Genomic DNA, 21,503 nt, shown 5'->3' with positions numbered 1-21,503 from the left:
AGGGCCGGCCGGGATTTCCGGCCGGCCCTTCTCGCATGGGGCACACGGGACTCTTGTGGTGTCAGGCGCGCGGGGCCGCGATCAGCGCGGTGGTCTCCATGGGGAGCGTCGCGATCCGCTCGATGTCGAATCCGGCCCGGTCGAGCAGGGACCGGAACAGCTCGTCGGAGCGGTGCCTGCCGCCGTTGGTCATCAGCAGATGCAGGTCCCACAGCGCGGGCAGCACCGTGGAGTTCTCGTCGGTCACGGTCCGGTCGAGGACGAGCAGCCGGGCGTCGGGACCGGTCATCGCCTCCCGGCAGAGCCGGAAGGCCTCGACGGCGTCGTCGTCCGTCCATCCGGCCAGGACCCGGCAGAACAGATAGACGTCGCCGCCCTCGGGGACGGCCTTGAACATGTCGCCGCCGTACAGTTCGACCCGGTCCAGCCCGACCTCGCGCGAGAGGTACTCCCGCGCGATCGGTATGACATGGTCGCGGTCGATGAGCTTGCCGCGGGCGTCGGGGGCGGCCCGCAGGAGCACCGACAGCAAGTGGCCGTTGCCGCCGCCGCAGTCGACGATGGTCTTGCCGCCGGAGAAGTCGAAGACCTCCGGGACGTAGTCGAAGAAAAGATTGCCGGCCTTCATGGTCCGCTGGAACCGGTCGGCCATGTCCTTGTGCCCGTCGAGATACGGGTACAGGGCCTCGCCGTAGGCGAGTTCGAAGCCCGCGGTCAGGGTGGTGAAGCACTCCGCGGCCCGGCCCCAGGCGGTGTAGAACTCCTCGCCGTAGAGCAGGCACATGTCCCGCATCGACCCGGGCCGGTCCATGAGCGCCTCGGACACCGGGGTGTTGATGTACCCGCTCTGGTGGTCGCCCTCGAACACGCCCATCGCCACCAGCAGACGCATCAGACGGCGGATGCCCTCCTCCTCGGCGCCGGTCGCCCGGGCGAGTTCACCGCTGGTGGTACGGCCGGCTTCGATGTGGTCGGGCAGGCCGAGCTTCGCGGCGGTGTGGACGGCCTGGGCGCGCCAACCCCCGGTGATCAGCTCGATGACTTCTTGGGCCGCCTTCAGGTCGGCTTTCACTGTGCACTCTCCAGGATGTCGCGGGAACCGGCTTCTTACGGGCTCAGGTGGGAATGCCGCCCCGCTGGATCACCGGAATGTCTATGCCCAGCGCGCGGAGCTGGTTGTACGGGTTCATGAACTCGCGGTTCTGCACGATCTTTCCGTCGTCCAGCAGGAACGAGTGGATGAAGTGGTTCTCGTAGTGCCCGGGCGGATAACCGGGGAAGAGAATCGCGCCCTTGCCGTCGCACTCGACCCAGAACCGGTTGGGATCCTGTGTCTCGTAGATCTCCACGTTGTACCAGACCCAGTCGGGGAAGCACTGGAGCGACCATTCGCCGTGTGCCTTCAGCTTGTCGCGGCCGCGCGAGACGATCGGTTCCTCGGTGTCCGCGGTGTAAAGGCCGCCGCTGCCTTCCTCGATGAAGAGCTGATAGCGGGTCCGACGGCCTTCACCGGTCCTGCTCATGTAATCCTCGACCACGGCCCGGTTGCGGCGCCTGAGTTCCGTATCGTCGTCGGACACCGGTGTGTTCACGGTGGCTTCGGCCATTGCGGACTCCTCGGGAGACGATGGCTGGCGGGGCCGGGAACGCACCCGGCCGGTCCGGAAAACCTTATACGGGCGGCCCGGTGTCCAACCGTGGATTCCCTTCCGTTGGACACCCGGGCGGTCTCCCGCACTTGGACACCGGAGATTCATTGCCGCCCCGCCGGGCCGCCCGATATTTTTCAGGAATGCATGAATACGTAGTCGCCGATGTATTCACCGACAAGCCTCTTTCGGGAAATCCGGTGGCCGTCTTCCTGGACGCCTCGGACCTGTCCGCCATTCAAATGCAGCGTCTGGCCCGGGAGTTGAATCTCTCGGAGACGACTTTCGTTCTTCCGCCGCGGGACGGCGGCGATGTGCGGGTGCGTATCTTCACTCCGGTCAACGAGCTGCCGTTCGCCGGACATCCGACACTGGGCACCGCGATCGTGCTGGGCGCCGCCACCCGGGACGACCGGCTGCTGATGGAAACGGCCCACAGCACGGTTCCGTTCAGCTTCGAGCGCGGCCCGGACGGCGGGATCCGCTCGGCGCGGATGCGGCAGCCGGTCCCGGTCTGGGAGCCGTACGAGGAGGCCGAGGATCTGCTGGCCGCGCTCGGGGTGAAGTCCTCGGTGCTGCCGGTGGAGGTGTACCGCAACGGTCCGCGCCATGTGTTCGTCGGGCTGGAGAGTGTGGAGGCGCTGTCCGAGGTGACGCCCGATCTCCGGGCCCTGGCACGGCACTTGGACATGGCGGCCAACTGCTTCGCGGGCGAGGGGACCCAGTGGCGGGCGCGGATGTTCTCGCCCGCGTACGGGGTGGCCGAGGACGCGGCGACGGGCTCGGCCGCCGGTCCGCTCGCCATCCATCTGGCGCGGTACGGGCTGGTGCCGTTCGGCCGGCGGATCGAGATCCGCCAGGGCGTGGAGATGGGCCGCCCCTCCACGATGCTCGCCACCGCCGAAGGTGCCGGTGAGCGCGTCGAGAAGGTGGAGGTGGCGGGCTCGGCCGTCATCGTCGCCCGGGGAACGTTCCAGCTCTGACCCCGGACGGGCGCACGGCGCGCACGGCGGCGCGGCCGGACCGTACGGCCGTGGCCGGGGGCCGTACCGTACGGTCACCGGCGCGGCCGGATCGTACGGTCAGGCGTGAAACCGTACGGTCACGCCTCAAGCCATATGGTCACGGTCGTGCGGTCACGGTCGCGGCCGTACGGTTCACGGCTGGAGCCGCCCGGCGGTCCAGCCGTCGCCGGTACGGTCGTACCGCAGGCGCCTGTGCAGCCGGTCCGCGCTGCCGTGCCAGAACTCCACCGCGGACGGCCGGAGCAGATAACCGACCCAGGCCTCCGGCCGCGGCAGCTTCTCCCCGCTCTCCGCGAGGACCCGCGCCCGCTCCCGCAGCGCCTCCTCGTCCTCCAGCGGCTCGCTCTGCCGGGCCACCGCCGACATCGGATGGGTGGCCGCGGGGCGGGCGTGCCACAGCGCGTCGGACTCGCTGTCGGGGAGGCGCGTGGTGGGCCCGGTGAAGACGATCTGCTGCCGGGTCTCGCGCCAGTACCAGACCCCCGAGGACCAGCCGGTGGCCACGATGTCCTGGCCCTTGGGGCTGGTGGCATGGCTGGTGAAGACCAGGCCCTCGGCGGTGACGGCGATGGTCTGGACGGTACGGTTCGACGCCCGGCCCGCGGTGTCGGCGGTGGCCAGCGCCAGCGCCCCCGGTTCCCGTACCCCCAACTCCTGGGCGGTCTTGAACCAGTCGCGGAACAGCGCGACGGGATCGGCGGGCGGCTGGTCGAACTCGGGCAGCTCCAGATCGACGGATCCGGCGAAGGTCAGTGGATTGTCTTCCGGCATGTCTTCTCCGTGGAGGCGGGAACGGAAAGTCGGGGTCGGGCAGGGATACGGGGGCTGGACCGGGCGGGGTCAGGCGGCGTCGTAGACCAGACCGAGGCCGGACAGCGCGGCCGAGCCGTACGCGCCCTCGACCATGGCCTCGACCTCGAACCTGACGCGCTCGGTGGGCGGGTAGCCGATCAGCTCGGCGGCCCGGTGCGGCGGCAACTGCTGCTGGTCGCGGGCTTCCGCCGACTCCCACAGCATGACCGCGCCCCAGCGGTTGCCCGGCCGGTCGGAGATCCAGAACTTCAGGCGCAGCCCCGTGACCGAGGTCCAGGGCGGCACCCCCTCGTCACGCAGATACTCCCGCAGCGAGTCGATGGTCTGCTCGGATTCGGTCAGGTCCCACCAGGCGATGGTGACGATCACGCGCGTAGCACCTCTTCCATGTGTGTGGCCCAGATGTGCCGCCCGTCGCGGGTGAGCACGGATTCGGCGTGGAACTGCATCGAGACGAAGTGCGGCCCGCGCAGGGCGTGCACCTCGCCGCTCCCGGCGTCCCGGCTGACCTCGACGGGTCCGGACTCGGGGTGGTGGAAGGCGTCCTGGCCGCAGCGGGCGGCGAAGGCGTTGTAGAAACCGGCGAGGACATGGGTGCCGAAGAGGTCGATCTCGCGCCGGGTGCCCTGGTTGCAGACCTCGCAGCGCAGCACGTCCAGACCGAGCCGGCGGCTGAGCACCTGGTGGCTGAGGCAGACCGCGAGGAAGGGGAGCCGCCGGGCCAGCAGGGTGTCGATCGCGGTGTGCAGATGGGCGATCCGGGGGTCGCCGGTGTCATTGGGGTCGCCGGGTCCCGGGCCCATGACGACCAGGTCGTGGGCGTCGAAGGAGTACGGCTCGTCGAAGCGGGCCACCGTCACCCGGGTGCCCAGGGAACGGAGCTGATGGGCGATCATCGCGGTGAAGGTGTCCTCGGCGTCGACGACGAGGACGCGCCGCCCGGCCGGCCCGGACAGCGGCTTCGCGCGCGCCATGTCCCCGGAAAGCGCCCCTCCGCCGGAGAGCGCCCCGTCCCGCGAAAACGACTCGTCCCCGGAGAACGCCTCGTTCCAGGCGGGCTTCCCGTCCCCCGCCAGCCAGAACCCCGCGAGGTCCTCGTTCCGGCTCTCCAGGGCCGACCGTACGGCCGGATGGTCCCCGAGCCGTACGGCCGGCCCGGCCGCCGACGGGGCCGGTTCCTCCCGTGCCGCCGCCTCGGCGCGCTCCTGCCGGGCGCCTTCCAGCGCGGACAGCAGACCCGCCGCCTTCGCCCTGGTCTCGGCCGCCTCGGAGAACGGATCGGAGTGCCGTACGAGCGTGGCGCCCACCCCGATGCTCACCCGGCCGGCGCGGTCGATGTCCGCGGTACGGATCAGGATGGCCGAGTCCAGCGACCGTCGGCCGCCCTCGCGGCCGATCAGGGCCATGACACCGCTGTAGTAGCCGCGCCCGCCCGGCTCGTACCGGCCGATCACCCGGCACGCGCTCTCCAGCGGGCTCCCGGTGACCGTCGGCGCGAACAGGGTCTCGCGGAGGATCTCCTGCGGCTCCCGGCCCGAGCGGCCCTCGATGAGGTACTCGGTGTGCGCGAGCCGGGCCATCTCCTTGAGCCGCGGCCCCACGACCCGGCCGCCGGTGTCGCAGATCCGGGCCATCATCTTCAGCTCTTCGTCCAGCACCATGTACAGCTCGTCGCTCTCCTTCTCGTCGGAGAGGAACTCCAGGACGTCGGAGAGCACGGGCCCGCCGGGCGGATAGCGGTAGGTGCCGCTGACCGGGTTCATCACCGCGGTGCCCGCGCGCAGGCTGATGTGCCGCTCGGGGGTGGCGCCGACGAAGGTACGGGTACCGGTGTGCGCGATGAAGGTCCAGTACGCGCCGGACTCCCGCTCGCAGAGCCGACGGAAGAAGGCCAGCGCGGCGGCGGGACCGTACCCCTCGATCTCGGTGACGAACGACCGCTTGATGACGAAGTTGGCGCCCTCGCCGCTGCCGATCTCCTCGGTGACGACCCTGCGGACGATCTCCGCGTAGTCGTCGTCGCCGACATCGAACCGGCTGTTCGCCAGGCGGATCGGGACCTCGGGGATCCGCTCCAGTGCCTCGGCCAGCGGGACCACGGCCTGGTCCGTCACCGTCAGCGCCAGCAGCGGCGATCCGTCGTCGACGGTGGCGAAGCCGCGCTCGGCGATCTGCCGGTACGGGATGATCACGAGGACGTCCTGGCCGTCGCCGTCCCCGGATCCGTCCGGTACGGGCACGTCGGCGAGGGAGTCCGGCTCCGAGAGGTCCCCGAGCAGTACGTCCAGCAGGCCGGGGCCGGTCGTCTCCGGGCGGTGCAGCAGCGCGAAGGGCGGCGGCTTCGCGGCCAGCACCGCGGCCAGCGGATCCGCACTCATGCCAGCACCTGTCTGTGGGTGACCACCATGGCGCAGCGCGCCGCCGCGTACTGCATGGTCATCCGGTGGTCGCGCCGGGAGAAGTCCCCGACGGCGTCGGCGACGAGGAACGTCTCGATGTCGTTGGTGAACGCCTCGACCGCGCTGGCCAGGACGCCGATATGCCCGTACACGCCGCAGATGAGGAGCTGGTCGCGGTTCTGCGCGCGCATCCACTCCAGCAGATCGGAGCGGTGGAAGGCGCTGTAGCGCCATTTGGTGAGCTGCCGGTCGTCGGGGCCGGGCGCCAGCGGCTCCACCACCTGCCGGTCGGCGGGGTCGGTGCGCATCCCGGGGCCCCAGAAGTCCTTGATGAGGCCGCGCTGTTCGTCGGTCATCCCGCCGGGCTGCGCGGTGTACGCGACCGGCACCCCCAGCGCGCGGCAGCGGTCGCGCAGCGAGGCCGCGTTGCTCACCAGTTCCGCCCGCAGCGGCTCGGGGAACGGCCGCAGGAAGTACCTCTGCATGTCATGGACCAGCAGCACGGCACGCTGGGGGTCGGCGACCCAGCGTGCGGTGTTGGCCGGCAGACCGGCGGCGGTGGGTAAGGCGTACGGCGCTATGGGGGGAATGCCGGACATGATTGTTTCTCTCCTTGGCGAAGGGATGGATCCCGTCCGGGAAGGTCGTGGTGCACGGTCGACAGGGGTGAGCGCTGATGTGCGGCGGGCCGGGTGGGGGCGCTATACGGAGTGGGGGGTGTTCCGGGCCAGTTGCTCGGCGACCGCCCGCCAGCCCCTGGCGTACTCCATCGCGGCACTGGCGATGGTGTGGCGGCGGTGGGCGGGAACGCAGTTGGCGAGGGTCGCCCAGGTCTCACCGCTGAGGGCGTGGGCCTCCATCAGACGCAGCAGGGTGCGCCCGCTCTCGCTGTAGCGGAGCGAGGGGTCGGTACGGAGACGCTGGACCACGGCCGCGCGGTCCGGCGGTTCCTGGCCGGGCACCGTGCCGGTGTGCGAGTCGTCGGGACCGGGCCGCGGGGACGGCTCGGCGGTCCACCCGGCGTCGTGGGGCTCCTCCCGTCCGGCCGGTTCCTCGTCGCACAGGAGACGGCTGCGGACGGACCGGGCGGTCTCGGGCGAGATGCCCACGGCCCTGGCGATCTGACGGAGCGACAGTTCGGGGTTGCGCAGGATCAGTTCGGACGCGAGCCGGCGCTTCTCCCCCGCGTCGGCGGGCCGTACGCGCCCGTCGAGACCGATCCTGCTGTCCGGCCTGCGCGTGGTGGCGGCGGGGTGCTTGCGGCGCACCTCGGCGACGGTCTTCGCGGACAGCCCGGTGACGGAGGCGATCAACCGGTCGGACCACTGGGGGTGGGAGGCGATGATGCGCGCCGTGGCCGCCTTGCGGTCGGCCGCGGAGAGCGGCAGCCCGCCCGCGAGGTTCGCCTGGACGGCGAGGACGAACGCCTCGGCCTCGTCGCCCTCGAACATCCGGGCGGTGATGAACTCCTGCTTGCGCAGCTCGGCGGCGCGCAGCCGGTGCAGCCCGTCGACCACACGCATGGTCTGCCGGTGCACGACGATCGGCGGGAATTCGCCCAGGGCTCCGGCCAGCATCCGGATGTGCTCCGGGTTCTCCCCGGTGGTGCGCGGGGTGTCGGCGATCACCAAGGACCCGATGACCACCTTGACCGCCGGCCCCAGCGTTTTCCGCCGCCGACCCGGAATCGCACCCCTGCGTTCATAGGGAAGCCCGCTCTCCCTTTCAAGAGGGCCGGCCGCTGAATTCTTCACCATCTATACCCCAACCATCGCAAGGAAATTAAATAAGCCTCCGATGAAGAGCCGCCGCCACACTAGGTACCGATTGTCGAGAACGTCAATATCACAAAAGTCGCAGACCGCGTGGCGCCGTTCGGGTCCGCGAGAGAAAGTACCCGAGAAAGCCCCGTCCAACTGGCGATTTTCCCCGGCTGGACGCTCTGCGGGGAGGCTGGATAATCCCTCAAGAACCGCTCAAGAACCCGCACTCTGGACAGGTTCAGGGGCACAGTGATAAAAGAATTCAAGCAGCCAGGAGGCGGGTATCGCCTCCCGCTTTTCGGACGCATTTCATTCCCCATACTTCATGAGGCCACTTCGTGAGGCCGCGTTCCCAGCGTTCCCGCACCACCGCACCGCCACAGAAGTGAGTCCTTTACCAGGAGTGAGTCCTTATGTGTGGTATCGCCGGCTGGGTCTCCTATGACTCCGATCTCACCACTCGCCATGACGTCCTGAACGCGATGACGGCCACCATGGCCTGCCGGGGCCCGGACGACTCCGGCGTCTGGGTCCGCCCCCACGCGGGACTCGGCCACCGGCGTCTCGCGGTCATCGATCTCGTCGGCGGCCGGCAGCCGATGGAGGTGCGGACGCCGGGCGGCGCGATCTCCCTCGTCTACACCGGCGAGGTCTACAACTTCACCGAGCTGCGCGCCGAACTGGAGGGCAAGGGGCACCAGTTCAGGACCGCCAGCGACACCGAGGTCGTACTGCTCGGCTATCTGGAGTGGGGCGAGCGCCTGCCCGAGCACCTCAACGGCATGTTCGCGTTCGCCATTTGGGACGAGCGCGAGAACAAGCTGGTCATGGTCCGTGACCGGCTGGGCGTCAAGCCCCTCTACTACTACCCGACCCCCGACGGTGTCCTGTTCGGCTCCGAGCCCAAGGCGATCCTCGCCAACCCCCTGGCCCGTCCGGCCGTCGACACCGCGGGGCTGCGCGAGCTGATCGGGTTCACCATGGCCCCCGGCTGGGCGCTGTGGAAGGACATGCGCGAGGTCGAGGCGGCCACCGTCGTCACCGTCGACGCGCGGGGCATCCGTACCCGTACGTACTGGTCGCTGGAGGCCAGGGAGCACACCGACGACCTGGCGACGACGCTGACCAGGGTCGGTGCGCTGATGACCGACATCGTGCACCGCCAGCTCGTCGCCGACGTCCCCCAGTGCGTGCTGCTCTCCGGCGGCCTGGACTCCAGCGTGGTCACCGGCCTCGCCGCGGCCCGGCTGGCCGCGCGGGGCGAGCGGCTGCGGACCTTCTCGGTGGACTTCGCCAACCGCGAGGAGACCTTCCGGGCCGATGCCAACTGGGACAGCCCGGACACCCCGTACATCCGCGATGTCGTGGACCTGGTCGGCTCCGACCACCGCTTCGTCACCCTCAGCCCGGACGAGCTGACCGATCCCGGACTGCGCCGCGCGGTGATCACGGCGCGCGACATGCCGGTCGGCTTCGGCGAGACGGACACCTCGCTGTATCTGCTGTTCAAGGCGATCCGGGAGCAGTCGACGGTGGCCCTGTCCGGCGAGTCCTCGGACGAGGTGTTCGGCGGGTACCGCTGGTTCCACGACCCCGAGGCCGTGAAGGCGGAGACCTTCCCCTGGCTCGCCTTCCAGAGCCCGATGAGCCACGGGCGCTCGGCCCCGTTCCGCCCGGAGGTGCGCGCCGCCCTCGATCTCGACACATACGTCCCCGACCAGTACGCGACCGCGGTCGCGGCGGTCGACCATCTCGCCGGGGACGACGAGCACGAGCGGCGGATGCGGACGATCGGCAATCTGCATCTGACCCGGTTCGTCCGGATGCTGCTGGACCGCAAGGACCGGGTGTCGATGGCGGTCGGGCTCGAAGTGCGGGTGCCGTTCTGCGACCACCGGCTGGTCGAGTACGTGTACAACGCCCCCTGGTCGCTGAAGTCCTTCGACGGCCGGGAGAAGAGCCTGCTGCGGCACGCCACCGCGCATGTCGTGCCGGAGTCGGTACGCGGCCGGCGGAAGAGCCCGTACCCGTCCACCCAGGACCCGGGGTACGGGGCGGCCCTCCAGCAGCAGGCCAAGGAGGTGCTCGCCGAGGACGGTCACCCGGTGTTCACCCTGATCGACCGGGCGTGGCTGACCGAGGCGGTCGGGCGGGACGTCACGATGCCCAGCGGCGACCGGCGCGGGCTGGAGCGCGTGCTGGACTTCTACCACTGGTTCGACCTCTACCGGCCGGAGATCGTTCTGGACTGACCCTGGGGGGTGTCTCACCGATCCGGCCCGATCGGCGGGACACCCCCAGGCCCCTGCCCGTCCGGACCGTTCGGCCGTTCGAACCGGTCGGCCCCGGTGACAGGGCCGACCGGCCCCTGGCCTCCGGTGCCCGGCGCACCGACGCTGGGGGTGGACGGACGGACCGCAGGAGGCACCATGCACCGCGCCCCGCGCATCGTGAGCGACGTGATGACGCGCACCGTGGTCGCGGTCGGCCCGCGGGCCGGGTTCAAGGAGATCGTCGGGGCCATGGAGCGGTGGAAGGTCGGCGCCGTGCCGGTGCTGACCGGCGACGGCCGGGTGGCCGGGCTGGTCTCCGAGGCCGATCTGCTGCCCAAGGAGGAGTTCCGGGACGCGGACCCGAGCCGGATGGAGCAGATGCGGCGCCTCGGCGATCTGCGCAAGGCAGGGGCGGCGACCGCCGACGAGCTGATGAGCGCCCCCGCGGTCACGGTCCGTGAGGACGCCACGCTCGCCCAGGCGGCCAGGACCATGGCCAGGGGGCGGCTGAAGCGGCTGCCCGTGGTGGACGCCTCGGGAATGCTCCGGGGCATCGTCAGCCGCTGCGACCTGCTGAAGGTGTTCCTCCGCTCGGACGAGGACCTCGCCGAGGAGATACGGACGGAGGTCGTCGACCGTCTCTTCCTGCTGTCCCGCGACAGTGTGGACGTCTCCGTCGAGAACGGGATGGTGACACTCAGCGGCCGGGTCCGGGACACGGCGCTCGTACCGCTGGCGGCCCGGCTGGTACGGGCGGTCGAAGGGGTCGTGGATGTCGAGTGGGCCCTGCCGGAGCCCGGAGTCCGGCGAATGGAACCCCCGGTGGCATGAGGTGGGGTCCGTTCGGCCCTTTTGTGCGCGCTCGCTCCGGAGTAAGGATCGGGAAGTGGTGGCCCGGACGACTGTCCGGACCCGGGAGAGGGGCCTCGACGCGGAGGAGAGATATGGATGAGGCACACGGCTTCTCGCCGCAGAAGCCGATCCGGGTGTTCCTGCTCGACGACCACGAGGTCGTACGGCGCGGAGTGCAGGATCTGCTCGACGCGGAGCCGGACATCGAGGTGGTCGGCGACGCCGGCTCCACCGTCCAGGCCCTGGCCCGGGGCCCGGCCCTGCGCCCCGACGTCGCGATCCTGGACGTACGGCTGCCGGACGGCGACGGGATCTCGGTCTGCCGGGAGCTGCGCTCGCGGATGCCGGAGCTGGCCTGTCTGATGCTCACCTCGTTCGACGACGACGACGCGCTGCTCGACGCGATCATGGCCGGGGCCGCCGGATACGTACTGAAGGAGATCAAGGGAGCGGATCTGGTGGCGGCCGTACGCACGGTCGCGTCGGGCCGGTCCATGCTCGATCCGGCGACCACGACGCGGCTGATGAGCAGTCTGCGCGGCGGCGGCACCGAGGAGGAGCCGGAGACCGACGCGCTGGCCGAACTCTCGCCCCGCGAGCGCGAGATCCTCGCGCTGATCGGGGAGGGCCTGACCAACCGGGAGATCGGAAAGCGGCTCTTCCTGTCCGAGAAGACGGTCAAGAACCATATCTCGCGGCTGCTGGCCAAGCTGGGTGTGGAGCGCCGCATCCAGGCCGCCGTCCTCGCCACCCAGGCCGGTCCGCACCACGACGGCGTCGGCTACTGACGACGGCGTCGTGGTACGGATGCCGCTGAGGCGGTGCTCTCCATCACGGCGACAGGTACGGGGGTCACCATCACGGCGACAGGTACGGGGGTCACCGCAGGCTGATCGGTACGGACCATACGAGACGGGTCCCGCCGCCGTGTTCCGAAGGGCCGACCGTCATCCCGCCGTGTTCCGGAGGGCCGACCGTCATCGTGCCGCCCAGGCCCTCCGCCCGCCGGGCCAGATTGTCCAGCCCGCTTCTGGGCCGGTCCGGTGGCATCCCGGTCCCGTTGTCCGAGACCGTGAGCGTGAGCCGACTGTCCCGTAGGACGAGTGACACTTCCGCGCCGGTGGCGTGCGCGTGCCGGGCCACATTGCTCAGCGCCTCCCCCAGGACGGCCACCACATGCTCGGCGACGTCCGGCGGGACAGCGGTGTCGATGAGCCCCTCCATCCGCAGGGACGGAGTGAAACCGAGGGCGCGTACGGCACGCTCCACCACCAGGGTGACCCGGACCCGCAGCCCCTGGCGGGTGTGGCCGGCCTCATGGGCGCGCAGCCCGAAGATGGTGGAGCGGATGATCTTGATCGTCTCGTCGAGGTCGTCCACCGCGCGCAGCAGCCGGTCACGGGCGGCGGGGTGCTCGACGAACCGTACGGTGCTCTGGAGCGTCATTCCGGTGGCGAAGAGCCGCTGGATGGCCAGATCGTGCAGATCACGGGCGATCCGGTCACGGTCCTCCAGGAGGGTGAGCTGCTCGGCCGACTGCCGTCGGCCGGCCAGTTCCATCGCGATCGCGGCCTGTCCCGCGAAGGCCAGCAGCGGAGCGGTCTCGGCCTGGGTGAACGCGGCGCTCCCCAGTTTCCGGCCCATCAGCAGCACTCCCCGCACCCCCTCCCCGGCGCCCATGGGTACGGCGACGGCGGGCCCCATACCGCGCCACGGGGGCGGGCGGAGCATCGTGACCCGTGGGTCGGTCCTGATGTCGGCGCTGAGCAGCGGCTCCCCGGCGTACAGGGCCGCGCCGACGAACGATCCCTCGCGGGGAAGCACCAGCCCCTGGTACACATCCGCGCCCACCCCGGTGGCAAGCGCCACCCGCATCGTCTTCCCGCCGTCGCCCGGCAGCGCGAGCGCGCCCAGGTCGGCGCTGAGAATCTCGCGCGCGTGGTCGACGATCAGCGGGAGCACCTGCCGCTCGTCCGCGCCGGACAGCAGGCTGGCGATGACGTCCGCGTTGGCCTCCTGCCAGCGCTGCCGGTTGCGGACGCTCTCGTACAGCCGCGCGTTCTCGATGGCGACCCCGGCCGCGGCGGCGAGGGTGGCCAGGACGGTCTCGTCCTCGTCGTCGAAGTCCTTGCCACCGCGTTTTTCGGTCAGGTAGAGGTTGCCGAACACCTCGTCGCGCACCCGGATCGGCACTCCGAGGAAGGAGTGCATCGGCGGGTGGCCGGGCGGGAAGCCGTACGAGGCCGGGTGGTTCGACAGTTCGGAGAGGCGCAGGGACTCGGGGTGCCGGATGAGCTCGCCGAGGATGCCATGGCCTTCGGGGAGATGGCCGATGGCCGCGATCTGCTCCTCGGAGATACCGACCGGCAGGAACTCGGACAGCCGGGGCTCCTCGCCGATGACGCCCAGTGCGCCGTACTCGGCGTCCACGAGCACCACCGCCGCCTGCACGATGTGCCGCAGCACCTGGGGCAGGTCCAGCTCCCGCCCGACCTTGAGCACAGCTTCGAGCAGGCTGTGCACGGATTCGGGAGCACCCCTCTGGACCGCCTCCAGATGGGCCTGCATCTCCTCCGGCAGGACGTCCAGCCGCCTCGGCGTGTCGTCCGCCACCCGCTTGTTCCCGTCGTCGCCCACGGTCCGTTCCTCCGTCAGGCCCACGCGTCGGCCGTCAACCGGCCGTACTTCCACGGTAGCGGCTGGCGGACGGCGGGCAATCCCGGGACGGGTCAGTCGTGCGGGACGACCGCCACCGGGCAGGGCGCGTGGTGCACCGCCGCCGACAGGACGTGCCCGACCCGCGGCGAGAGCGGCGGCCGCTTCCTGCGGCGGCCGACGACCAGCAGTCCGGCGCCCGCCGCGCCCCGGACGACCGCCCGGGCCGCGCTCTCCGTCCACACCGTGTCGACCACGCGTACGTCGGGGAACTTCTCACGCCAGGGGCGCAGCGCCTCGGCCAGTTCCCGCCGCGCGTCCTCGGCGGCCCGCGCGGCCACCGTTCCCGAGCGGTACGGATCGTCGGCGCCGCCATGGGTGAAGGCGGGCGGCGGCAGGTTTCTGCCATGGACGGCCCGCAGGGTGACCCCGCGCCGGGCGGCGCTGTCGAAGGCGAACTCGATCAGCGCCTCGCACGGGCCGTGCAGGCTCAGCCCCATCACCACATCGCGCCGCTCCACCACATCGCGGTCGTCCGTCACGGCCGTGACCTTCTCCCGGGCGCGTACGAGCACCGAAGGGCGGTCGGCCCGCGCCACCACATGCAGACCGATGTCGCCGAGGAAGTAGCTGGCCAGGGGTGCCATGTCCCGCGAACCGAGGACCAGCACCTCCGACTCCCCGGCCGCCGTCAGCAGCGCGCTCACCGGGTCCTGGGCGACCAGGTCCTCGATGACGGGCAGATCGGGGTGGTGCTCGGTGACGGTACGGAGGGCATCGGCCATGATCCGCTCGGCCCAGTAGTTCTGATCGCTCTCCCGGGGCTCCGTCCGCGCGGACTCGTCCGGCCCGACGGACAGCAGCACCCACGCGTGGAGGAGACGCAGCGTCGCGTGCCGCAGCTCCGCCTCCCTGGCCGCCCAGCGGACGGCGGAGAGGGACTCGGGACTCCCGTCCAGCCCGACGGTGACGACCGGTGTCATAAGTCCTCACTCCCTCCACGGCACTCCTGCCGTACCTCCGGTGCCGTACCTCCAGCGTCCGCGCCGAAGCCACCGGGCGGCATGAGCCACTCGGCCCTTTGGGCAGTCTCCGACGGTCCGCGCCGCGACAGCGCGGCCGAAAAACGGGACGCTGGAAGAGGCGGCCCGGTGCCCGTCCGGCGGCGTCCGGCAGCCGGACCGCGGCGCGTCCGGGCAGCCGTGCGTTCGGGCGTCCGGGCAGGAGGAGGCGAGGCGGCGATGGAGGCGATGGGGCTTCCCCTGGTCGTGGGAGTGGACGGCTCCGAGAGCAGCGGTCAGGCGGTCGACTGGGCGGCGGACGAGGCCGACCGCTCCGGCCTGCCTCTGCGGCTGGTGCACGCCTCCCTCTGGGAGCACTACGAAGGCATACAGCGCGAGCCCGGCATCGACCGCCCCTTTGAACAGGTCCTGGCCGAGGATCTCCTCGCCGCCGCCGAGGAGCGCGCGCACCGGCTCGCCCCCGATGTGAAGGTCTCCACCGCCATCCAGCCCGAGGACCCGGTGACCGCGCTTCTGCGGGAGGCGCTGGACGCGGCCTTTCTGGTGCTGGGGTCGCGCGGGCACGGCCCGGTCGCCGGTCTGCTCCTGGGATCCGTGAGCCTGGCCGTCGCGGCGCGGGCGCCCTGTCCCGTGATCGTGGCCCGCGGCGAGGAGCCCAACCGCTTGTCGGCCCTCCGGCGCGTGGCCGTCGGCGCCGGGGACGGCCCCGGGAGCGCCGCCGCCGTACGGTTCGCCTTCCGCGAGGCGCGGTGGCGCGGCTGCGAACTGCTGGCCGTACGCGCCTGGCACCTCCCCGCGCACGAGGCCCTGCCGCATCCGCTGACCGGCACGGAGCGCGCCAGGGCACACCGGCGCGAGGCGGGCGAGTCCGCCGACCGGGTCATGGGGCCCGTCGGCGCGAAGTACCCGGATGTCGCCGCCCGGCGCACTCTCGTGCAGGGTCCGGTGCATCAGGTCCTGCTGGACGAGTCGGCCGGCGCGGATCTGCTGGTGGTGGGCGCCGAGCGACGGCATCCGGTCGTCGGCCTTCCGCTCGGCCGGGTCCATCACGCCGTGCTGCGCCATGCCGCCTGCCCGGTCGCGATCGTCCCGGTGCGGGCCTGACCGGCGCGGCCCGGTACCGCCGCGCCCGTCGAACGGGACTCACCCGCCTCATCGCCCGGGACCGACCGGCCCCACCACCCCCGGCCAAGCGGCCCCCGCCGCCCCGGGCCGGCCGGCCCCGCAGCCTGCTCCCCCGGCCCGCCACCGCCGAGGACGGGTCCCGAGTGGCGTTCCGTCAGGTACTCATGGGCCCGTTCAAAGGGCCGGTCGGCACTCTCCTTACCGCGCGGCCAGCGCCTTTTATGGACGCAACGCAAGAAGCCGCACAGGAATGGAGTGAGTGATCGCCGTGTCGGACGAGTGGCGCGACCGCCCGCGTGAGCGGGTCGTGGGACGGACCACCCTGGTGGAACTGCATGGGGAGATCGATGTCCTGACCGCGCCCGCCATCTCCGAGTACCTCGACTCGCTGACCGACGTCCCCAAGCCGGACCTGTTGATCGACCTCCAGCATGTGAGTTTCCTCGACTGCCGGGGACTCTCCGTCCTGTGCAGGGCGCGCCGCCGGATCAGGGAGCGCGGCGGCAGACTGGCGCTGATCATCCGCAATCCGCCCATCCACCGGATGCTGCGGATCACCGGACTGCTGGACGCCTTCGATGTCCTCGACGCCTGCCCGAGCCCGGTCCAGGGGTACTCGGACCTGCGCGTGCCGCGCCAGGGGTGACGGCCGCGCCCTCCCGGTCAGCGGACGCGGGGCTTCGGGGGCGGGCCGCCGGAGGCCAGCGGGGAGCGGGCCAGTTCCAGACAGCCGACCGCGATGAGGGCGATGGCCGCGAGTTCGGGCACCAGCCACCATCCGGTGCGTACCGTCTCGCCGTACAGGACCACGCCGTAGGTGATGCTGATCAGCGCGTCGCCGAGGGTCAGCATCGGCTGCGAGAAGGCGAGCATCCCCGCCTGGAGGGCGTTCTGCAGCAGGAACAGGGCGCCCACCCCCGCCACCGCCGTGCCGTAGACCTGCCAGGAGCTCAGCATGGCCACCACCCCGCCATGGGTGAGGAGTGCCATGGCGTCCTTCATCAGCGCGGCGGTCAGCGCGTATCCGCAGGCGGCGGCGAGCCCGAGCAGGGCGGCACGCGGATTGCCGCGCAGCCGCAGGGCCCAGGTGATCACCACGGCCTCGAAGATCCCGGTGGCGACCAGCACCGGAACCCAGGCGTAGCCGCTCACCGACTCGGACCCGCCGCCCGGCGCCGCCGTGGCCATCCCCAGGGCAAGACCGCCGGTCACAGCCGCCACGCCGTACCAGATCCGGCGGGGCAGCCGGATCCTGAAGGTGTACCCGGCGATCAGCAGGGTCGACGGCAGCTCGATCACAAAGATCGGCTGCACCACGGCGATCGGCCCGGTGGCCAGCGCCACCGCCTGGCACACCGCGGCCACGATCACCAGGCCGATGCCCATCAGCCACACCCGCTGCCGCAGCAGATGCTTGATCAGCGCGAACTTCATGGCCACGGCATCGGGCGCGGTGGACGCGGCCCGTCGCTGGAGCACCGAGGCGGAGCCGTTGCTGATCGCGGTCAGCACGGCGAACAGAACACTGATCACCACCCCATCATGCGCACGCCCCCGCCCGGGAACCGCTCTCATCCCGCCCCGCCCACCGCCGCCGGGGGCCGAACGGGGTACGGGGGATGCCTGCCCGGCGTCGGTAGAGTGCGCGGGCGGGACGGCACCGGGCAGGACGACGGGGAGAAGGCGCGAGGGCAGTGGGGCGGAGACGGCGGAGCGTGCCGGAGGCGCCGTTGGGGCAGCGGGACGGGGTGGATCCGGTACGGGTGCGGCTGCCGGCGGATCCCGGCGGGGAGTGGGCGACCGTACGGGATCATCTCGTCGCGCGGTTCGGGCGCGCCATCGGGGTGGAGCGGGTCGACGCGATACTGCGGGCGGGGCGGTTCGTCGGGGTGGACGGACCGGTGGCGGGGGCCGAACCGTACACGGCCGGGCGTTATCTCTGGTTCCACCGGGAATTCGCCGCCGAGGAGCGGGTGCCGTCCGAGATCGGGATCGTGCACCGGGACGAGCGGATCGTCGTCGTCGACAAGCCGCACTTCCTCGCCACCACACCGCGTGGCAGCCATGTCACCGACACCGCGCTGGCCAGGCTGCGGCGGGAGCTGGGGCTGCCCGCGCTCCAGCCCGCGCACCGGCTCGACCGGCTGACGGCGGGGCTGGCGCTCTTTGTCGTACGGACGGAGGACCGGGGCGCGTACCAGACGCTGTTCCGGGACCGGCTGGTACGGAAGGGGTACGAGGCGGTGGCGCCGTACGATCCGGCGGTGGCGCTGCCCGTCACGGTGCGCAGCCGGATCGAGAAGGAGCGCGGGGTGCTGACCGCGCGGGAGGTGCCGGGCGAGCCGAACAGCGAGAGCCGGATCGAACTGCTGGAGCACCACGGCGGGTTCGGCCGGTACCGGCTCTCCCCTGCGACCGGCCGTACCCATCAGTTGCGGGTCCATATGAACGCGCTGGGGCTGCCGCTGCTGAACGACCCGCTCTATCCGGTGGTACGGGAGGAGGGGCCGGACGACTATGCCCGGCCCCTCCAACTGCTCGCAAAGACCCTGGAGTTCACGGATCCGGTGACGGGCGGGCCGTACCGCTTCGAAAGCCGCTTGCGGCTTCTGCGGCCCGCTCAGTGGCCGCGCTGAATCCATTCCTCCAGATGGGGCGCCTCGGCGCCGATGGTCGTCGTGTCGCCGTGGCCGGTCCGTACGACCGTCTCCGGCGGCAGGCCGAGCAGCCGGTCGCGGATCGAGTCGATGATGGTCGGGAAGTGCGAGAACGACCGGCCGGTGGCGCCAGGACCGCCCTGGAACAGGGTGTCCCCGGTGAAGACCGTGGACAGCTCGGGCGCGTGGAGGCAGACCGCGCCCGGCGCGTGCCCCGGGGTGTGCAGCACGGTCAGGGTGGTGCCGCCGACCGAAAGGGTCCCGCCGTCGGTGAGTTCGCCGTCCGGGACCTGCTCCGGGTAGGTCTGCTTCCAGAGCGGCAGATCGTCGTGGTGCAGCAGGACGGGCGCGCCGGTGGCGGCGGCGAGCGCCGGGGCCGCTCCGATGTGGTCGTTGTGCGCGTGCGTGCAGACGATCGCGCGCAGCGTACGGCCGCCCAGCGCCTCCTCGATGGCGGCGGCGTCGTGCGCGGCGTCGATGACGATGGCCTCGGAGTCGTCGCCGACGATCCAGACGTTGTTGTCGACGTCCCAGGTGCCGCCGTCGAGCGAGAAGGTGCCCGAGGTGATGAGCCGGTCGATACGGACGCTCACTGGAACACCACCACCGAACGCAGCACATCGCCCTCGTGCATCCGGGCGAACGCCTTCTCCACATCGCCGAGTCCGATGGTCTCGGTGACAAAGGCGGCGAGGTCGATACGGCCCTGCTGGTGCAGGTCGATCAGCATCGGGAAGTCACGGGAGGGCAGACAGTCGCCGTACCAGGAGGACTTGAGGGAGCCGCCGCGTGCGAAGACGTCCAGCAGCGGGAGTTCGAGCTTCATCTCGGGCGTGGGGACGCCGACGAGAACGACGGTGCCGGCCAGGTCACGGGCGTAGAAGGCCTGTTCGTAGGTCTCGGGACGGCCGACCGCCTCGATGACGACATCCGCGCCGAACCCGCCGGTCAGTTCGCGGATCGCCTCGACCGGGTCGGTGGAGCGGGGGTTGACGGTGTGGGTGGCGCCCATCGACTTCGCAGTCTCCAGCTTGCGGTCGTCGACGTCGAGGGCGATGATCCGGGCCGCGCCCGCGAGACGCGCGCCGACGATCGCCGCGTCGCCCACCCCGCCGCAGCCGATGACCGCGACGGAGTCGCCGCGGGTCACCCCGCCGGTGTTGATCGCGGCGCCGATGCCGGCCATCACACCGCAGCCGAGCAGGCCCGCGACGGCCGGGGAGACGGCCGGGTCGACCTTGGTGCACTGGCCGGCGGCGACCAGGGTCTTCTCGGCGAAGGCGCCGATACCGAGGGCCGGGGACAGTTCCGTACCGTCCGTCAGGGTCATCTTCTGCCGGGCGTTGTGGGTGTTGAAGCAGTACTGGGGCCGGCCGCGCAGACAGGCGCGACAAGCGCCGCACACCGCACGCCAGTTGAGAATGACGAAGTCGCCGGGCGCGACCTCCGTGACGCCCTCGCCGACCGACTCCACCACGCCCGCGGCCTCATGGCCGAGGAGGAAGGGGAAGTCGTCGTTGATCCCGCCCTGCTTGTAGTGCAGGTCGGTGTGGCACACACCGCACGCCTGCACCGTCACCACGGCCTCGCCGGGGCCGGGGTCGGGTACGACGATCGTCTCGACCCGTACCGGCTCGTTCTTGCCGGGGGCGATGACCCCTCGCACCTGCTGCGCCATGCCAGGACCTGCCTTTCCTCACCTGTGGGACGGAATCCTTCTCCACCACTATCGCGTGCGCGGGCGGGTACCGCTGGCCACCGGCGCCGGACGACGGGGCGTCAGGACGATCCGGTCGGGCGTCAGGACCTCGGTGCGGGGGCCGCGATGTCCGGTCAGCGGCATGCCGTCCGGTCAAGGACATGCCGTCGGCGGTCAGGGGTATGCCGTCCCGTCAGGGACACGCCGTCGGTGGTCAGGGCGCCAGGACGTCGAGTTCCTGGAGTGCGCCGACGGCGATCTCCCGGGTGAGTTCCTCGGCACGGGCCGCGTCGCCTTCGCGTACCGCCTCGGCGACCCCCACATGCAGGGTGACGGCCGCGGGGTCCGGGTCGTCGAACATCACCTGGTGGCGGGTACGGCCGGTGAGGATCTCGGCGACCACATCGCCGAGCCGCGCGAACATCTCGTTGCCCGACGCGTTCAGCACCACCCGGTGGAAGGCGATGTCGTGGACGAGGTACTCCTCCAGCCGGCGCCCCCGCGAGGTGGCGACCATGCCGAGCGCCTGCTCGGTGAGGGCGGCGCACTGCTCGGGCGTGGCGTTACGGGCGGCCAGCCCGGCCGCGACCGGTTCGACCGCGGAGCGCAGCACCGTCAGCGAGCGGAGCTGGCGGGGCCGGTCGGCGCCCGCGAGGCGCCAGCGGATGACCCGCGGATCGTAGACGTTCCACTCCTCGGCCTGGCGTACGGTCACGCCGACCCGGCGCCGGGACTCGACGAGGTGCATCGATTCGAGGACACGGACCACTTCGCGGACGACGGTGCGCGAGACATCGAAGCGCTGGGCGACCTCGTCGGTACGGACCACGCTTCCGGCGGGGTACTCGCCGGCGGTGATGGCGAGGCCGAGAGCGTCCAGCACACGGGTATGCAGGCCCCGGCCTTCTGTGGTCATGGGCCAAGCCTACGGGTCACAGCCCGGCGGTAAAAAGTACGACGTTTACATCACAGCCTCTTGAATACGTCGTACCTAATGCGTTTCATTGGCGCGAAGGCCGCAGTCGAAGAGGACAGGCCGAGAGACAGCGAGGCATGGCAATGAGCACCCCCCACGTCGTCGTGGTGATGGGCGTGGCAGGGACCGGCAAGACCACCGTCGGGCCCCTGCTCGCCGCCGCACTGGGCGTCCCGTACGCCGAGGGCGACGACTTCCACCCGCCCGCGAACATCGCCAAGATGTCCGCCGGCATTCCGCTGGAGGACGCGGACCGGTGGCCCTGGCTCGACGCGATCGGACGCTGGGCGCACGGCCGGGCCGGGCTCGGCGGTGTGGTGAGCAGCTCCGCGCTCAAGCGCTCCTACCGCGACCGGCTGCGGGCCGCCGCGCCCGGGGCGGTCTTTCTGCATCTCACCGGAGACCGGGCCCTGATCGGGCGGCGGATGGCGGAGCGCAAGGGGCACTTCATGCCTCCGGCGCTGCTGGACTCGCAGTTCGCGGCCCTGGAGAACCTGGAGCCCGACGAGTCGGGCGTCAGCGTCGATGTGTCAGGTACCCCCCAAGAAATCACCGCACGGGCCGTCGCCGCGCTGCGCCGGCTCACGGACTGAAT

General features: G+C 71.3%; 21 protein-coding genes. 8 read left to right on the top strand and 13 right to left on the bottom strand.

Annotation, left to right across the window (positions count from 1 at the left end):
• Positions 1 to 61 precede the first annotated feature (61 nt).
• The gene (locus KQY30_RS28990; RefSeq protein ID WP_217309423.1) at positions 62 to 1,072 is read right to left on the bottom strand and encodes a methyltransferase; all 1,011 of its coding nucleotides are present in this window, start codon (positions 1,070 to 1,072) and stop codon (positions 62 to 64) included.
• 43 nt (positions 1,073 to 1,115) lie between these two features.
• Positions 1,116 to 1,607, bottom strand: coding sequence for a PhzA/PhzB family protein (locus KQY30_RS28985; RefSeq protein ID WP_217309421.1), 492 nt, complete (start codon positions 1,605 to 1,607; stop codon positions 1,116 to 1,118).
• A gap of 185 nt (positions 1,608 to 1,792) precedes the next feature.
• Here KQY30_RS28985 and KQY30_RS28980 point away from each other — a divergent pair, with 185 nt between their 5' ends.
• Positions 1,793 to 2,632 (top strand): PhzF family phenazine biosynthesis protein, encoded by an 840-nt coding sequence (locus KQY30_RS28980; RefSeq protein ID WP_217309420.1) that lies wholly within the window; start codon positions 1,793 to 1,795, stop codon positions 2,630 to 2,632.
• 174 nt (positions 2,633 to 2,806) lie between these two features.
• Here KQY30_RS28980 and phzG read toward each other — a convergent pair whose 3' ends face one another.
• The 5 genes from phzG to KQY30_RS28955 form a co-directional block, all read right to left on the bottom strand.
• The gene (gene phzG / locus KQY30_RS28975; protein ID WP_217309418.1) at positions 2,807 to 3,445 is read right to left on the bottom strand and encodes a phenazine biosynthesis FMN-dependent oxidase PhzG; all 639 of its coding nucleotides are present in this window, start codon (positions 3,443 to 3,445) and stop codon (positions 2,807 to 2,809) included.
• Positions 3,446 to 3,514: 69 nt separating this feature from the next.
• Complete coding sequence (locus KQY30_RS28970) at positions 3,515 to 3,856, bottom strand: hypothetical protein (RefSeq protein WP_217309417.1); 342 nt, start codon at positions 3,854 to 3,856, stop codon at positions 3,515 to 3,517.
• Entirely contained in the window at positions 3,853 to 5,865 is a 2,013-nt protein-coding gene (locus KQY30_RS28965; RefSeq protein WP_217309416.1) for an anthranilate synthase family protein, read from the bottom strand. Before KQY30_RS28965 ends, KQY30_RS28970 begins: the two co-directional genes overlap by 4 nt.
• Positions 5,862 to 6,485 (bottom strand): isochorismatase family protein, encoded by a 624-nt coding sequence (locus KQY30_RS28960; RefSeq protein ID WP_217309415.1) that lies wholly within the window; start codon positions 6,483 to 6,485, stop codon positions 5,862 to 5,864. Before KQY30_RS28960 ends, KQY30_RS28965 begins: the two co-directional genes overlap by 4 nt.
• 102 nt (positions 6,486 to 6,587) lie before the next feature.
• A complete protein-coding gene (locus tag KQY30_RS28955) occupies positions 6,588 to 7,514 on the bottom strand; it encodes a ParB/RepB/Spo0J family partition protein (protein WP_254407709.1) in 927 nt (308 codons plus the stop codon).
• A gap of 548 nt (positions 7,515 to 8,062) precedes the next feature.
• Between KQY30_RS28955 and asnB the strand changes: the two genes are divergently transcribed.
• From asnB to KQY30_RS28940, 3 genes are all read left to right on the top strand, one after another.
• A complete protein-coding gene (asnB, locus tag KQY30_RS28950) occupies positions 8,063 to 9,901 on the top strand; it encodes an asparagine synthase (glutamine-hydrolyzing) (protein WP_217309413.1) in 1,839 nt (612 codons plus the stop codon).
• Positions 9,902 to 10,078: 177 nt separating this feature from the next.
• Positions 10,079 to 10,753, top strand: a complete 675-nt coding sequence (locus KQY30_RS28945) for a CBS domain-containing protein (protein WP_217309412.1) — start codon at positions 10,079 to 10,081, stop codon at positions 10,751 to 10,753.
• Between the two features lie 113 nt (positions 10,754 to 10,866).
• The gene (locus KQY30_RS28940) at positions 10,867 to 11,562 is read left to right on the top strand and encodes a response regulator transcription factor (protein WP_217309411.1); all 696 of its coding nucleotides are present in this window, start codon (positions 10,867 to 10,869) and stop codon (positions 11,560 to 11,562) included.
• Between the two features lie 91 nt (positions 11,563 to 11,653).
• Here the strand turns inward: KQY30_RS28940 and KQY30_RS28935 are convergent, their stop codons facing one another.
• Positions 11,654 to 13,342: a GAF domain-containing sensor histidine kinase gene (locus tag KQY30_RS28935; protein ID WP_217311385.1), complete on the bottom strand. Its 1,689-nt coding sequence runs from the start codon at positions 13,340 to 13,342 to the stop codon at positions 11,654 to 11,656.
• Between the two features lie 161 nt (positions 13,343 to 13,503).
• Positions 13,504 to 14,412, bottom strand: coding sequence for a universal stress protein (locus KQY30_RS28930; RefSeq protein ID WP_217309409.1), 909 nt, complete (start codon positions 14,410 to 14,412; stop codon positions 13,504 to 13,506).
• Between the two features lie 267 nt (positions 14,413 to 14,679).
• Here KQY30_RS28930 and KQY30_RS28925 point away from each other — a divergent pair, with 267 nt between their 5' ends.
• Both KQY30_RS28925 and KQY30_RS28920 read left to right on the top strand, forming a co-directional pair.
• Positions 14,680 to 15,555 carry a universal stress protein gene (locus KQY30_RS28925; RefSeq protein WP_217309408.1) on the top strand — a complete coding sequence of 292 codons (876 nt, stop codon included), beginning with the start codon at positions 14,680 to 14,682 and terminating at the stop codon, positions 15,553 to 15,555.
• A 280-nt stretch (positions 15,556 to 15,835) separates the two neighbouring features.
• Positions 15,836 to 16,222 carry an STAS domain-containing protein gene (locus tag KQY30_RS28920; RefSeq protein ID WP_254407364.1) on the top strand — a complete coding sequence of 129 codons (387 nt, stop codon included), beginning with the start codon at positions 15,836 to 15,838 and terminating at the stop codon, positions 16,220 to 16,222.
• Positions 16,223 to 16,239: 17 nt separating this feature from the next.
• Here KQY30_RS28920 and KQY30_RS28915 read toward each other — a convergent pair whose 3' ends face one another.
• Entirely contained in the window at positions 16,240 to 17,109 is an 870-nt protein-coding gene (locus tag KQY30_RS28915) for a DMT family transporter (protein WP_217309406.1), read from the bottom strand.
• Positions 17,110 to 17,270: 161 nt separating this feature from the next.
• On the opposite strand from KQY30_RS28915, the gene KQY30_RS28910 reads away from it, so the two are divergent.
• Complete coding sequence (locus tag KQY30_RS28910) at positions 17,271 to 18,212, top strand: pseudouridine synthase (RefSeq protein ID WP_217309404.1); 942 nt, start codon at positions 17,271 to 17,273, stop codon at positions 18,210 to 18,212.
• On the opposite strand, the gene KQY30_RS28905 is transcribed toward KQY30_RS28910, so the two are convergent.
• The 3 genes from KQY30_RS28905 to KQY30_RS28895 form a co-directional block, all read right to left on the bottom strand.
• Positions 18,197 to 18,826 carry an MBL fold metallo-hydrolase gene (locus tag KQY30_RS28905; protein ID WP_217309402.1) on the bottom strand — a complete coding sequence of 210 codons (630 nt, stop codon included), beginning with the start codon at positions 18,824 to 18,826 and terminating at the stop codon, positions 18,197 to 18,199. The two genes, KQY30_RS28910 and KQY30_RS28905, sit on opposite strands and share 16 nt — an antisense overlap.
• On the bottom strand, positions 18,823 to 19,911 hold the full coding sequence (locus KQY30_RS28900; RefSeq protein WP_217309401.1) for an S-(hydroxymethyl)mycothiol dehydrogenase: 1,089 nt from the start codon (positions 19,909 to 19,911) through the stop codon (positions 18,823 to 18,825). The genes KQY30_RS28905 and KQY30_RS28900 overlap by 4 nt, the downstream gene beginning before the upstream one ends.
• Positions 19,912 to 20,146: 235 nt before the next feature.
• Positions 20,147 to 20,848, bottom strand: a complete 702-nt coding sequence (locus KQY30_RS28895; protein ID WP_217309399.1) for a FadR/GntR family transcriptional regulator — start codon at positions 20,846 to 20,848, stop codon at positions 20,147 to 20,149.
• 143 nt (positions 20,849 to 20,991) lie between these two features.
• Between KQY30_RS28895 and KQY30_RS28890 the strand changes: the two genes are divergently transcribed.
• The gene (locus KQY30_RS28890; protein ID WP_217309397.1) at positions 20,992 to 21,501 is read left to right on the top strand and encodes a gluconokinase; all 510 of its coding nucleotides are present in this window, start codon (positions 20,992 to 20,994) and stop codon (positions 21,499 to 21,501) included.
• Positions 21,502 to 21,503 lie beyond the last annotated feature (2 nt).

The organism is Streptomyces sp. GMY02 (assembly GCF_019056675.1).
GTDB lineage: Bacteria > Actinomycetota > Actinomycetes > Streptomycetales > Streptomycetaceae > Streptomyces > Streptomyces odonnellii.
This window is presented reverse-complemented; position numbering and strand designations above follow the sequence as displayed.